8 protein-coding genes are annotated in these 13495 nt (G+C 74.8%); 2 read left to right on the top strand and 6 right to left on the bottom strand.

Going from position 1 to position 13495, the window contains the following annotated elements; all coding sequences use genetic code 11:
• Window positions 1-251 precede the first annotated feature (251 nt).
• Together ACFVU3_RS01635 and ACFVU3_RS01630 are read right to left on the bottom strand one after the other, a co-directional pair.
• Complete coding sequence (locus tag ACFVU3_RS01635; RefSeq protein ID WP_390063007.1) at window positions 252-3110, bottom strand: putative bifunctional diguanylate cyclase/phosphodiesterase; 2859 nt, start codon at window positions 3108-3110, stop codon at window positions 252-254.
• Window positions 3111-3781: 671 nt separating this feature from the next.
• Window positions 3782-4744: a 2-hydroxyacid dehydrogenase gene (locus ACFVU3_RS01630; RefSeq protein ID WP_390062729.1), complete on the bottom strand. Its 963-nt coding sequence runs from the start codon at window positions 4742-4744 to the stop codon at window positions 3782-3784.
• A 75-nt stretch (window positions 4745-4819) separates the two neighbouring features.
• Here ACFVU3_RS01630 and ACFVU3_RS01625 point away from each other — a divergent pair, with 75 nt between their 5' ends.
• Together ACFVU3_RS01625 and ACFVU3_RS01620 are read left to right on the top strand one after the other, a co-directional pair.
• Window positions 4820-5830 (top strand): aldo/keto reductase, encoded by a 1011-nt coding sequence (locus ACFVU3_RS01625; RefSeq protein ID WP_390062727.1) that lies wholly within the window; start codon window positions 4820-4822, stop codon window positions 5828-5830.
• Between the two features lie 133 nt (window positions 5831-5963).
• Window positions 5964-7121, top strand: a complete 1158-nt coding sequence (locus ACFVU3_RS01620; RefSeq protein ID WP_390062725.1) for a PQQ-dependent sugar dehydrogenase — start codon at window positions 5964-5966, stop codon at window positions 7119-7121.
• An 80-nt stretch (window positions 7122-7201) separates the two neighbouring features.
• Here the strand turns inward: ACFVU3_RS01620 and ACFVU3_RS01615 are convergent, their stop codons facing one another.
• From ACFVU3_RS01615 to ACFVU3_RS01600, 4 genes are all read right to left on the bottom strand, one after another.
• Entirely contained in the window at window positions 7202-10240 is a 3039-nt protein-coding gene (locus ACFVU3_RS01615) for an AAA family ATPase (protein WP_390063006.1), read from the bottom strand.
• A gap of 33 nt (window positions 10241-10273) precedes the next feature.
• On the bottom strand, window positions 10274-10477 hold the full coding sequence (locus tag ACFVU3_RS01610) for a hypothetical protein (protein WP_390062723.1): 204 nt from the start codon (window positions 10475-10477) through the stop codon (window positions 10274-10276).
• A gap of 149 nt (window positions 10478-10626) precedes the next feature.
• On the bottom strand, window positions 10627-11184 hold the full coding sequence (locus ACFVU3_RS01605) for a GNAT family N-acetyltransferase (protein WP_390062721.1): 558 nt from the start codon (window positions 11182-11184) through the stop codon (window positions 10627-10629).
• Window positions 11162-13405 (bottom strand): MMPL family transporter, encoded by a 2244-nt coding sequence (locus ACFVU3_RS01600; protein ID WP_390062719.1) that lies wholly within the window; start codon window positions 13403-13405, stop codon window positions 11162-11164. Before ACFVU3_RS01600 ends, ACFVU3_RS01605 begins: the two co-directional genes overlap by 23 nt.
• Window positions 13406-13495 lie beyond the last annotated feature (90 nt).

Below are 13495 nucleotides of genomic sequence, written 5' to 3'. Positions count from 1 at the left end.
CTCTTCTCGAAGCAGAGGGTTTTTGCGAGGTGTTTTACGGGGTTTTGCGTCGACTTCGGGGAGAACCAGTGCAACAAAAAACCCCTCGTGCCGGAAGGCAAGCGAGGGGAGCGCGTCGGGTGGTTCTCAGCGGGCCTTCGGGGGCCCGGCCTCAGCCGACGCGCTGTCCAAGTACGAGAATTCGGGTGCGCATGGCACTGACCCTCCCTCTCGGGCCGCGCCACTGTCAAGTGGGTGGGACGCGCGTCTCATCATGTGAGCGGATCGGGGGACGGTTTCCGCCGCGTCTCCCGGCCCGTCCCGGCCGGTACGGAGACGGCTCCGGGCAGCGGATAGTCGCCCCGGACGAGGGCCCGGCGGAGCCGGTACTCGTCGAGCGGGCCCGAGAACGCCATGCCCTGCGCCTGCCGGCAGCCCATGGCCCGCAGCGCGAGCACCTGCTCGGGGACGTCGACGCCCTCGGCGACGGTCTGCATGCCCAGCTCGCCGGCGATGCGGAGCACTCCGCTGGTGATCTTGCGGAGCCGGGCGGATTCGACCACGCCTTCGACGAGACCTCTGTCCAGTTTCAGTATGTCGACCGGGAGGCGCCTGAGGGCGTGGACGGCCACGTGTCCGCTGCCGAATCCGTCGAGGGCGATCCGCACGCCGAGCCGGCGCAGCGCGACCAGACGCTGCTCCAGCTCGTCGAGGGGGGTCCTGTGATCGGTGTCGGCCAGCTCGATGACGAGCGAGCCCGACGGCAGGCCGTGCCGGGCCAGCAGCGCCTCGACGGAGCCGAGCGGGACCGAGCGGTCGAGGAGGCGGCCGGCGGCGAGCCGGATGGTCACCGGTGTGCGGTGGCCGCTGCCGGCCCGCTCGGCGGCCTGCTCGACGGCCTCCTCCAGGAGCCAGCGGCCCAGCTCGGCGGTGCGCTCGCCGTCGTCGGTGACCCGCAGGTACTCCGCGGGGGTGAAGAGGATGCCCTGGGCGGAGCGCCAGCGGGCCTGCGCGCTGACGCCCGCGATCCGGCCGGTGGCCAGGTCCACGACGGGCTGGTGGAGGAGGGCGAACTCGCCGTCGTGGAGCGCGCTGCGCAGCCGGGCGGCGAGTTCGGTGCGCCGGACGACCTCGGCCTGCATCTGGGGCACGTACAGCTCCACCCGGTCCTTCCCGCCGGCCTTGGCCCGGTACATCGCCAGGTCGGCGTTGCGCAGCAGGTCGCCGGCGCCGATGCCGGGCTCGGCGAACGCGACGCCGATGGAGGCGGCGACGCGGACCTCGTTGCCCCCGTCGACCCGGTAGGGGCGGGAGAGGGTCTGCCGGAGCCGGTCGGCGATCTCCTGGACCTGGGTCTCACGGGCGGCCCGGTCGCGCAGGCCGTCGCCGAGGATGAGGGCGGCGAACTCGTCGCCGCCGAGCCGGGCGGCGGTGTCCCCGGACCGTACGGCCTCCTGGAGACGGCGGGCGGCCTGGACGAGGAGGTCGTCCCCGGCCTGGTGGCCGAGCCGGTCGTTGACCGCCTTGAAGCCGTCGAGGTCGATGAAGAGGACGGCGGTGCCGGGGTCGGAGGAGCGGCGGCCGCCGAGGGCCTGCCCGACGCGGCGGGTGAAGAGGGCGCGGTTGGGCAGATCGGTGAGCGGGTCGTGCTCGGCGTTGTGCTGCAACTGGGCCTGGAGCCGGACCCGTTCGGTCACGTCGCGGCTGTTGAAGATCAGGCCGCCCTGGTGCCGGTTGACGGTGGACTCGACGTTGAGCCAGTCGCCGCCGCCGGAGCGGAAGCGGCACTCGATCCGGGTGGTGGGCTCCTCGGCGGGCGAGGCGGCGAGGAAGCGGCGCACCTCGTGGACGACGGCCCCGAGGTCCTCGGGGTGGATGAGCGCGGCCAGCTCGGAGCCGATCAGCTCCTCGGCGTCCCGCCCGTACACCCCGCTGGCGGCGGGGCTGACGTACCGCAGGACGCCGCTGGGCGCGGCGATCATGATGACGTCGCTGGAGCCCTGCACGAGCGACCTGAAGTGGTTCTCCTTCTGGGCCAGTTCGTGGGTGAGGGCGATGTTGTCGATGAGCATGATGCCCTGGCGGACGACGAGGGCGAGGACGACGGCGCAGCCGGTGAGGACGACGACGCGGTCGATCCGGCGGCCCTCGACCACGTTGTACAGGATGCCGAGGGTGCAGACGGCGGCGGCGAGGTACGGGGTGAGGGCGGCGAGCGAGCCGGCGATGGGCCGGCTGGGCAGCCCCGGGCCCCGGACGGCCTCGGTCTCCGGCGGCCGGCGGACACCCCAGGGGGCGTAGGCGAGCAGCAGGGAGCCGGCGAACCAGCCGGCGTCCAGCAGCTGGCCCGAGACGTAGTTGGCGCGCAGCAGCGGCGAGGTGAAGAGGGCGTCGCAGAGCACGGTGAGGGCGAGGGCGGCGATGGCGGTGTTGACCGCCGAGCGGTTGGCCTGGGAGCGCCGGAAGTGGAGCGCGAGGACCATGCTGACGAGCACGATGTCGAGGAGCGGGTACGCGAGCGACAGCGCGGCCTGGGCCACCGACTCGCCCTGGAAGTGGGCGGTGTGGGCGAGGGCGAGGCTCCAGGAGAGGGTCAGCAGGGACCCGGCGATGAGCCAGGCGTCGAGCCCCAGGCAGACCCAGCCGGCCCGGGTGACGGGCTTCTTGGCGAGGACGAGGAGGCCGACGATGGCGGGCGGGGCGAAGAGTAAGAAGAACAGGTCGGCGACGGAGGACTCCGGGACCTCCTGGCCGAGCACGACCTCGTACCAGCCCCAGACGGCGTTCCCCGCGCCGGCCATGAAGGACGAGAAGGCGAAGAGGAGCCAGGCCGGACGGGTGCCGCCGTGCTCGGTCCCGGCGTAGAGGAAGCAGGAGACGGCGGCGGTGAAGGCGGCGGCGCTGAGTCCGAAGTCGCCCATGAACAGCGCGAGCCGGGGCGAGCCCCAGCCGAGGGCGGCGCCGGTGGTGTAGCCGGCGCAGACGAGGCCGAGGGCGATCTGCGCGAGGAGCGAACCGGCCCAGGAGGGCGGCCGCTCCGGCCCGGGTGCCGCCCGCTCGGGTGCGGGGAGGCCGGGGGCGGCGGGGGCGGGCCCGCGGCGCGCGACCGCGGTCGCGCCGGAGCCGGTCACCGGGTCCTCCCGCCCCTCGTCGTGCCCGAAGCCGCCGCCCTCACCGTCCGCCCCGCCGAAGGCGTGCGGGTTCGGGAGGTCGTGCGGGGCGCCGGAGCCGCGGGGGCCGCCGGCCGCGCCGTCGCGCGGGGCCGGGAGCCCGGCGCGCACGGGGGCCGGGCCGCGCGCTCCGGAGGCGCGGGGGTGCGGCTCCGGACCGGCCGCGCGGGACCGGGCCGGGCCGGGTGCGGCCGGGTCCGGTGCGGTGCGCTCGCGGGGCGGGACGGCGTCGGCCGTCCGCGGCGCCTCCGGTACGCGGTCGGGGCCGGGGTCCGGGACGCGGGGCAGGCCCGTGGCGTCGGTGTGCGGCGGCGCGCCGTCCAGGCGTTCCGCGCGGTGGGGCGCGGCCTGGTCCGGCACCGAACGCGCGAGATCGGCAGCGAGGCGCGGGAGGTCGGCCGGCGGCGTCGCCGCACGGGACGGTCGGTCGTCCGGCCGTGCTTCACCCGTCGCCCCCCTCGGATTCTGATGGCCCGTCACTTCGCTCCCCAGCGTCAGCCCGTACACGACGCAGTCCCCCGATCCGGGACGATACACCAGGACCGTCACTCAGGGACAGGGTCGCAGTACTCTCCGTGACTGCCAGGGGGCTTGCGGGCGGCGCGCAAGGGGGCGCGCACCGCCGGTCGGCCTCAGGTGGTGCGGAGCACGTTCGCGGGCTCCTCCCCCGCCGCGAACCGTCCGACCTGCGCCGCGATCAGCCGCTTCGCCCTGGGCATGAACGCCGAGGTGGAACCGCCGACATGAGGGGTGACGAGAACACCGGGAGCGTGCCACAGCGGATGCCCGGCCGGCAGCGGTTCCGGGTCGGTCACGTCCAGGGCCGCGGTGATCCGCCCGCTCTCCACCTCCTTGAGCAGGGCGTTCGTGTCGACCACCGGTCCGCGGGCGACGTTGACGAGCAGCGCCCCGTCCTTCATCCGGGCGAGGAAGCCCGCGTCGGCCAGGTGCCGGGTCTCCGGCGTGAGCGGGGTGGAGAGCACCACCACGTCGGCCTCGGGCAGCAGGGCCGGCAGGTCGGCCAGAGCGTGCACGGGACCGCGGGCCGTGGTGCGCGCGGAGCGTGCGACGCGCGCCACCCGCGCGCACTCGAAGGGCGCGAGCCGGTCCTCGATCGCCGAGCCGATCGAGCCGTACCCGACGATCAGGACGGACTTGTCGGCGAGCGCCGGGTAGAAGCCGTCCCGCCACTCCTCGGCGTCCTGGCCCCGGACGAAGCGGGGGATGCCGCGCAGGGAGGCGAGGATCAGGGCGAGGGTGAGTTCGGCGGTGCTGGCCTCGTGCACGCCCCGGGCGTTGCAGACCGAGACGCCGGGGCGGAGCGCGCCGAGTCCGGGGACGACGTGGTCGATGCCGGCCGAGAGGGTCTGGACGACGCGCAGCGAGGTCATCGCGGCGAGCGGCCTGACCGCGATCTCGGAGCCCTTCATGTAGGGGACGACGTAGAAGGCGCAGTCGGCCGGATCGGCCGGGAAATCGGCTCCGCCGTCCCAGAAACGGTAGTTCAGCCCCGACGCGCCCGGGTCGGGCAGCCCGTCGATCTCGTCGGCGGGGATCGGAAGCCACACGTCAGCGGTGGTGGGTGCGAGTGTCATGACCGGGAGGCTATGCGAAGAATCCCGCACGCCATTGGTTACTTTGGGGGGCGGCACAGGGAGGGGTAGCGGCACGTGGAGCGCAGGACTATCGGGGCGACGGCGCTCGACGTGGGGTCTGTCGGCCTCGGCTGCATGCCGATGAACTGGGCCTACAGCCGGTCGGAGCAGCGGGGCGACCGCTCGCTGCGGGCCGTGCACGCGGCGCTGGACGCCGGGGTGAGCCTGCTGGACACCGCCGACATGTACGGGCCGTTCACCAACGAACTGCTGCTGGGGCGGGTGCTGAAGGAGCGCCGGGCGGACGTCTTCGTGTCGACGAAGTGCGGACTGCTGGTCGGCGACGGGCACGTGGTCGCCAACGGACGGCCGGAGTACGTGCGCCGGGCCTGCGACGCCTCCCTGCGGCGCCTCCAGACGGACGTCCTCGACCTGTACCTCCTGCACCGCGCCGATCCGGAGGTGCCGGTGGAGGAGACCTGGGGCGCGATGGCGGGGCTGGTGGCCGCGGGAAAGGTGCGGGCGCTCGGGCTGAGCGCGGTCGGGGTGCGGCGGACCCGGCGTTCGCGGACCGGCGATCTGTACGAGGGAACGATCCGTCAGCTGGCCCGGGTCCAGCAGGTGTTCCCGGTGGCGGCGGTCCAGGCCGAGCTGTCGGTGTGGGCGCCGGAGGCCCTGGCGCGGCTGCTGCCGTGGTGTGCGGCGCGCGGGGTCGGGATGCTGGCGGCGATGCCGCTGGGCAGCGGCTTCCTGACCGGGACGCTGACGCCGGGCGGCGGCTTCGAGCCGGACGACCCGCGGGCCCGGCACCCGCGGTTCACGGCCGAGATGATGGCGGCGAACCAGCCTGTGGTGGCCGGGCTGCGGCGGGTGGCGGCGCGGCACGGCGACGGGGTGACCGCGGCGCAGGTGGCGCTGGCGTGGGTCCTCGCCCAGGGGCGGCACGTGGTGCCGGTGCCGGGGACGAAGCGGGAGCGGTGGGCGGTGGAGAACGCCGGGGCGGCGGAGCTGAGGCTCACCGCCGGCGACCTGGCGGAGCTCGCGGCGCTGCCGGCGGCCCGGGACTCCTGGGAGCAGCGGGACTGAGACCGCTCCGGCCCGCGGATCCGGCGAAGATCCGAGAAAGCCGGCCGGAGGCGGGAACGCGATCGGGGCGAGCGGTGTATCAAAGGTGGAAGGGATGCCGCTCGACCTCTCGTACCGTCGAAGGGACCGGATCATGAGCCGTCCTGCTGTGCTGAAGGGCCTGGGGGCCGTCGTCGCGATGGTGTTGGCGGCGGGCTGCTCGTCGGGCGGTGACACCGGCGCTCGGAGCACCTCGCCGCCGGGTTCGCCCCCGGGTTCGTCCGCCTCTGCCTCCGCCTCTGCCTCTGGCTCCGCCTCCGCGTCCGCGCCTCCGGCCGGCGAGGGGCGGGTGACGGTGGCGGGGACGCTCACCGAGGGCCTGCGGTCGCCCTGGGGGCTCGCCGCGCTGCCGGACGGTGACCTGCTGGTCTCCTCGCGGGACGAGCGGACGGTCACCCGGGTGGACGGGCGGAGCGGGGAGAAGACCTCGCTGGGCGTGGTGCCGGGCGTGGTGCCGGGCGGCGAGGGCGGGCTGATGGGCCTCGCGGTGCGCGACGGGTGGGTGTACGCGTATCTCACCGCCGAGTCGGACAACCGGATCGTGCGGATGCGGTACGGCGGCGCGGACGGCGACCGACTGGGGACGCCGGAGCCGGTGCTCACGGGCATCCCCAAGGGCACGATCCACAACGGCGGGCGGATCGCCTTCGGACCGGACGGGATGCTGTACGCGGGGACGGGCGAGACGGGAGAGACGGGGCTCGCGCAGGACCGGGAGTCGCTGGGCGGGAAGATCCTGCGGATGACCCCGGAGGGGAAGCCCGCTCCGGGGAATCCCTTCGCGGGCTCGGTGGTCTATTCGTACGGACACCGGAACGTGCAGGGGATCGCGTGGGACGCCGAAGGGCGGCTGTGGGCCGCCGAGTTCGGCCAGAACACCTGGGACGAGCTGAACCTGGTCGAGCCGGGGAGGAACTACGGCTGGCCCGAGGTCGAGGGGCGGGCGGGCGAGGCCGGGTTCGTGGACCCGGTGGCGCAGTGGCCGACCTCGGAGGCGTCGCCGAGCGGTATCGCCTTCGCCCGGGGCGCGGTGTGGATGGCGGGGCTGCGGGGCGAGCGGCTGTGGCGGATCCCGCTGTCGGGCGCGGAGCGGTCCGGGGAGCCGGAGGCGTTCCTGGCCGGGGAGTACGGCCGGCTGCGGACGGTCCTCGCGGACGGTGCCGGACGGCTGTGGCTGGTGACGAGCGAGACTGACACCCGGGGCACGCCCGGACCCGGGGACGACCGGATCCTGAGGCTCGACGTGAGATGACGCCCCGGCCCCCGGCTCCGGCCCGGTGCGGGTCGGACCGGGGTGGGGCCGGGACGGGGTGGGACGGGGTGGGGCTCGGGTCAGCGGGGGGTGTCGAGGAGGTGGAGGCGGTGGGCCATGGCGGCGGCCTCGCCGCGGCCGGAGACGCCGAGCTTGGCGAGGATGTTGGAGACATGGACGCTGGCGGTCTTCGGTGAGATGAACAGCTCCTCGGCGATCTGCCGGTTGGTGCGGCCCGCGGCGACCAGGCCCAGGACGTCCTGTTCGCGGGGGGTCAGGCCGAAGGCGTCGGCCTCGGGCTCCGGCTCCGGCTCCGGCGCACCGGCGGCGGGGTCGGCGGCGAGGGGGATCCGGGCGCGGGCGGCGAGCAGTTCGACGTCCTCGCGGAGCGGGCGGGCGCCGAGGGCGACGGCGGTGGCGTGGGCCTGCCGGAGCAGCGCGGTGGCCTCCTCGCGCCGGCCGCCCTCGGTGAGGAGGGCGTCGGCGAGCCGGTGGCGGGCGCGGGCCAGCGGATAGGGCTGGTCGAGCGGGGTCCACGCCTCGACGGTCTCGGTCCAGCGGGCGGAGGTCTCCCGGCCCTCGGCCCGGGCCAGCTCCTCGGCGACCTGGGCGGCGTGGGCGGCCCAGACGGGGGCGGGGGCGGCGAGGGCGCGGACGCAGCGGCGGACGGCGGCCAGTGCCTCGGCGCGGCCCTCCTCGGCGGCGGGCAGGCCCCGGCTGTCGGCCTCGGCGGTGACGGCGGCGAGGACGAGGGGCCAGCCGTAGCGGTGGGTGCCGGGCGGGAAGCCGGCCGCGGCGGCGGTGGCGAGCCGGGCGCGGACGTCGGCGAGGCGGCCCTCGGCGGCGGCCGCGGCGACGTCGATGCCGGCCAGCGGGAGCAGGTACTGCGGGATCGGGTCGCGGGTTCCGTAGACCGCGCGGGCCTCGTCGAGGTGGTGGGCGGCGGTGGCGGTCTCCCCGCGGGCGACGGCGATCTGGGCGAGCCGGAGGTGGGCGGAGCCGCGGGGCTTGGTGCTGGTGGCGGCGGAGAGGAGGCGTTCGGCCTCGGCGCGGGCCTCGTCCCAGCGGCCGAGGGAGTGGAGGGACTCGGCCTTGTTGCCGCGGATCCAGCCGGCGGACTCGACCAGGCCGCGGGTGCGGGCCAGTTCGAGACCGGCGTCGGCGAGTTCGACGGCCTCGGCGGAGCGGCCGAGGGACTCCAGGGCGGAGATGATGTTGATGTGGGCGCGGGCCGCTTCGTGGAACTGGCCGAGGGCGGTGGTCCGTTCGCGGACCGCGTGCATCTCGGCGAGGCCGGCCTCGCGGTCGCCGGCGGCGACCATGATGGTGCCGAGGGTGAGGCGCGCGTTGAGCTCGGTCCCCTCGGCCTTGACCAGGCGGGCGTACTCGACGGCGCGTTCGGCGGCGGCGAGGGACTGGGGGCCGGGGTCGCGGAGCATGCCCCAGCCGGCGGCGCCGGCGAGGACGGTGGCGTGGACGGCGGACGGCGGCAACCCCTTGACCAGCTCCTGGGCGCGGGAGATCTCGGCCCAGCCGTCGCCGCGGCCGAGGTTGGACTGGAGCCGGGCCTGCTCGGTCCAGAACCAGGCGGCGCGCAGGGGGTCGTGCTCGTCGTCGCCGTCGAGGAGGCGGAGCGCCATCTTGCCGATCTTGAGGGCGCGTTCGCGTTCGCCGCAGAGGCGGGCGGCGACGGCGGCCTCGGCGAGCAGGTCGAGCCGGCGCAGCGGGGTGGTCGCGGGGTCGCAGCCGCAGGGCGGGTAGGACTCGGCGTAGTCCAGCGGGCGCAGCCCGGAGCGGATCTCCGCGGGAGCCTCGTCCCAGAGCTCCATGGCCCGTTCGAGGAGGCGGAGCTGTTCGGCGTAGGCGTGGCGCTTGCGGGTGGCGACGGAGGCGTCGAGGACGGCGGGGAGCGCCTTGGCGGGGGCGTGGGCGTGGTACCAGTACGTCGCCAGGCGGGTGGCCCGCTCGTCGGGGCGGACGAGGCCGGGGTCGGCCTCCAGGGCCTCGGCGTAGCGCCGGTTGAGGCGGGAGCGCTCGCCGGGCAGCAGGTCGTCGCTGACGGCCTCGCGGACGAGGGAGTGGCGGAAGCGGTAGCCGTCGCCGTCGGGGACGGCGAGGAGGATGTTGGCGCCGACGGCGGCGCGCAGGGCCTCGATGAGGTCGTCCTCGGCGAGGCGGGAGACGGCGGCGAGGAGCCCGTGCTCGACGGTGGAGCCGCCCTCGGCGACGATCCGGGCGACCCGCTGGGCGTCCTCGGGGAGGGTCTCGACGCGGACCAGGAGGAGGTCGCGGAGGGAGTCGCTGAGCGGGGTGGCGCCGTCGCCGCAGGTGTGGGAGGCGACGAGTTCCTCGACGAAGAAGGCGTTGCCGTCGGAGCGGTCGAAGATCTCGTCGACGAGTCCGGGGGACGGCTCGGCGGCCAGGATGCCGGTGAGCTGGCGGTGCACCTCGGTGCGGGTGAAGCGGGAGAGCTCGATGCGGCGGATGGTGCGCATCCGGTCGAGCTCGGCGAGGAGGGGGCGCAGCGGGTGGCGGCGGTGGATGTCGTCGGCGCGGTAGGTGGCGACGACCACGATCCGGCCGCGGCGCAGGGTGCGCAGCAGATAGGTGAGGAGGTGGCGGGTGGAGGTGTCGGCCCAGTGGAGGTCCTCGAGGACGAGGACGAGGGTGCGGTCGGTGGCGAGCCGTTCCAGCAGGCGGACGGTGAGCTCGAAGAGGCGGGCGGTGCCGTCCTCGTCCCCGGCGTCGGTGCCGCCGGGGTCGCCGAGCTCGGGCAGGAGGCGGGCGAGTTCTCCCTCGTGGCCGTCGGCGGCGGCCGTGAGCTCCTCGGGGAGGCGGCGGCGCAGGGTGCGCAGGGCGGTGGAGAAGGGGGCGAAGGGCAGTCCGTCGGCGCCGAGCTCCACGCAGCCGCCGAGGGCGACGACGGCGCCCGCGGCGCAGGCCGCGTCGCGGAACTCCTCGACGAGCCGGGTCTTGCCGACGCCGGCCTCGCCGGCGACGAGCAGGGCCTGGGGCTCTCCCGCGGTCGCGCGGGAGAGCGCCTCGGTGAGGGCGGTGAGTTCGCCGGCGCGGCCGACGAAGACGGGGCTGACGGACCTGGTCTCCACGGCGCCGAGCATCGCACAGGCGCCCCGCGGGTCACCCATACGGGGTCACGCGACCTGGGCGTAGTGGTCCTTGCCGGCGCTCACCCGCCCCTCGGGTTCGTGGCGTCCGGCCCGGCGGGCGGCCTTGGCGACGCGGGCGGCCTCGCGGCCGAGCCGCTGGGCGGCGGCCTCGCGGACCAGCTCGGCGTGGGCGGTGCGGTGGAGTTCGTACGCGAACATGGGGTGCTCCCTCGGCTGGGGTGTCGGCATCGCTCCTTGCGATGCCTCTACCTTCCTCGCCCAGCCGGTGCCGGGGCATCGGGCGAGTGCCGCATGTTCGGGGTACGGGGGGCCTTAGGGCGGGGCCCGGGGTGCCTTAGGGCGCCCCGGGCCTCCCCGGTACGGCGGTGAGGGGGTGCCTAGGCACCCCGGGCGGCGCGCCAGTCGGGGGCGAGGACGGACCAGATCTCGGTGTCGGTGCGGGTGCCGCGGTGGGTGTGGTGCTCGCGGAGGACGCCGTCCCTGGTCATGCCGAGCCGGCGGGCGACGGCGATGCTGGGCCCGTTCTTCGAGGAGACGAACCATTCGAGGCGGTGGATGCCGCGCTGGTCGACGGCCCAGTCGATGATGGTCCGGCAGGCGCGGGTGATCAGTCCGCGGCCCGCGGCGGCGGGTTCCAGCCAGCAGCCGACCTCGGCGTTGCCGGCGGCCACGTCCATGGTGCGGAACATGACGCCGCCGACGAGGGTCCCGCCGCTCCAGATGCCGTAGAGGCGTCCGGCGTCGTTCGCGGTCTTGTCCGCGTAGCCGCGGAGGAAGGCCCGGGCGGAGTCGGTGTCGTGGACGACGTCGGCGAGGCCGATGTGCGTGCCGATGAACTCCCGGCCGCGGTCCATGTGGGCGAGGAACTCCTCCGCCTGCCAGGGCTCCAGGGGCCTCAGCTCGGAGCCGTCGTCACCCAGCGATATCGCGAACATCCTCGTTCTCCTTCATGGCCGGTGCCGTCGCACGCTGTCCCGGGATCTTCGCACGGGCGTCCGCCGCGTCCCGGCATTCCGGCGGCTCGATGCTGATCCTCGGCAGGATCCGGTCGAGGCTCCGGGGCAGCCACCAGTTCGCGCCGCCGAGCATGTGCATGAGGGCGGGGACGAGGAGGGTGCGCAGGACGAAGGCGTCGAGGGCGACGGCGGCGGCGAGGGCGATGCCGAACATCGCGATGACCCGGTCGCCGGAGAGCACGAAGGCGAGGAAGACCGAGATCATGATGACCGCGGCGGAGTTGATCACCCGGCTTGTCTCGGCGAGGCCGACCCGGACCGCCCGCCGGTTGTCGCCGGTCTCCAGCCACTCCTCGTACATCCGGCTGACCAGGAAGACCTGGTAGTCCATGGAGAGGCCGAAGAGGACCGAGACCATGATCACGGGGAGGAAGGGCTCGATCGGACCGGCGCTGCCGAGGCCGAGGAGTTCCGCGCCCCAGCCCCACTGGAAGATCGCCACGACGATCCCGAAGGCGGCGGCGACGGCCGCGATGTTCATGGCGGCGGCCTTGAGCGGGATGCCGATGGACCGGAAGGCGAGCAGCAGGAGCAGGCAGCCGAGGGCGACGACGACCCCGACGAAGAGCGGCAGCTTGCCGACGATGATCTCCGCGAAGTCGTCGTACGAGGCGGTGATGCCGCCGACGTGGACGTCGAGGGAGGTGCCGGTCTCCGCGGTCGGGATCACGTCCTGGCGGAGCCGGTCGACCAGCTCGCTGGTGGCCTTGGACTGCGGGGAGGAGTCGGGGACGACGGTGAGGAAGGCGGTGTCGCCGGAGCCGTTGTAGGTGACCGGGGAGACGGAGGCGACGCCCTGGGTGGCAGCGAGCGCGTCCGGCAGCTGGTCGAGGGCGATCCGGTCGTCGGCGCCGTCGAGGCCGGCGACGAGGGTCAGGGGGCCGTTGACGCCGGGCCCGAAACCGTCGGCGAGGAGGTCGTACGCCTGCCGGGTGGTGGCGGAGGCCGGGTTGTTGCCCTGGTCGGAGGTGCCGAGGTGGAGCGAGAGCGTGGGCAGCGCGAGGACCGCCATGACGACCGCGGCGACGGCCCCGAGGAGCTTGGGGTGGCGCTCGACGAAGGCGGACCAGCGGGCGGCGAAGCCGGTGGGCAGCTCGGGCTGCGGCCCGTGCTCGGCGAGCGTCCGGCGCTCGCGCCGGGAGAGGGCGCGCATGCCGATGAGGGAGAGCAGCGCGGGCAGCAGGGTGACCGAGGCGGCGACGGTGAGGACGACGGTGAGGGAGGCCGCGAGGGCGACCCCGTTGAGGAAGCTCAGCCGGAGGATGAGCATGCCGAGGAGGGCGATGCAGACCGTGGCGCCGGCGAAGACGACGGCCCTGCCGGTGGTGGCGACGGCCGTCTCGGCGGCCTCGGCGACGCTCAGGCCGCGTTTCAGGCCCTTGCGGTGCCGGGTGACGATGAAGAGCGCGTAGTCGATGCCGACGCCGAGGCCGATGAGCATGCCGAGCATGGGGGCGAAGTCGGCGACCGTCATCACGTGCCCGAGGAGCACGATCCCGGAATAGGCGATGCCGACGCTGACCAGGGCGGTCGCGATGGGCAGCAGGGAGGCGGCGAGCGAGCCGAAGGCGAGGAAGAGGACGACGGCGGCGACGGCCACGCCGACGGCCTCGGCGATGTGCCCGCCGGGCGCCTCGGTGAGGGCGACGGCGGTGCCGCCGAGCTCCACCTGGAGCCCGTCGGTCCCGGCTGCCTTCGCGGTGTCGACGAGGGCCTGCGCCTGGGCGACGGGGATGTCGTCGGCCTGCTCGCGGAAGGTCACGGTGGCGTAGGCGGTGCGCCCGTCCTCGCTCACCTGGCCGTGCGCGGCGCCGTCCCCGTACGGGGAGGCGACGGCGGCGACGCCGGGGAGGTCGGCGACCTTCTCCAGCATCGGCCCGACGCGTTCCTGGACGGCGTCGGCGCGGACGCTGCCGCGCTCGGTGTGCCAGACGATCGTGTCGGTGTCGCCGCCGAGGCCCTGGAAGCCGCGGTCGAGGAGGGCCGTGGCCCGTCCCGACTCGGTGCCGGGCACCTCGTAGTCGTTGGAGTACGCGCTGCCGGCGAGGACGGCGGCGCCGCCGACCCCGACGAGGGCGAGGACCCACAGGAGGACGGCGACGAGGCGGTGCCGGATGAACCACCGTGCGATGGCTGCCAAAGGACGTGCTCCCTGCCTGGATCGGTGCTCGCCGCCCACTGTCGCAGCCAAAGGTGATCGTTTGTCCCTTTCGTGTCGATCCTCACAGAT

Origin of the sequence: Streptomyces sp. NPDC058052, assembly GCF_042885515.1 — a bacterium.
Taxonomy (GTDB): Bacteria; Actinomycetota; Actinomycetes; order Streptomycetales; family Streptomycetaceae; genus Streptomyces.
This window is presented reverse-complemented; position numbering and strand designations above follow the sequence as displayed.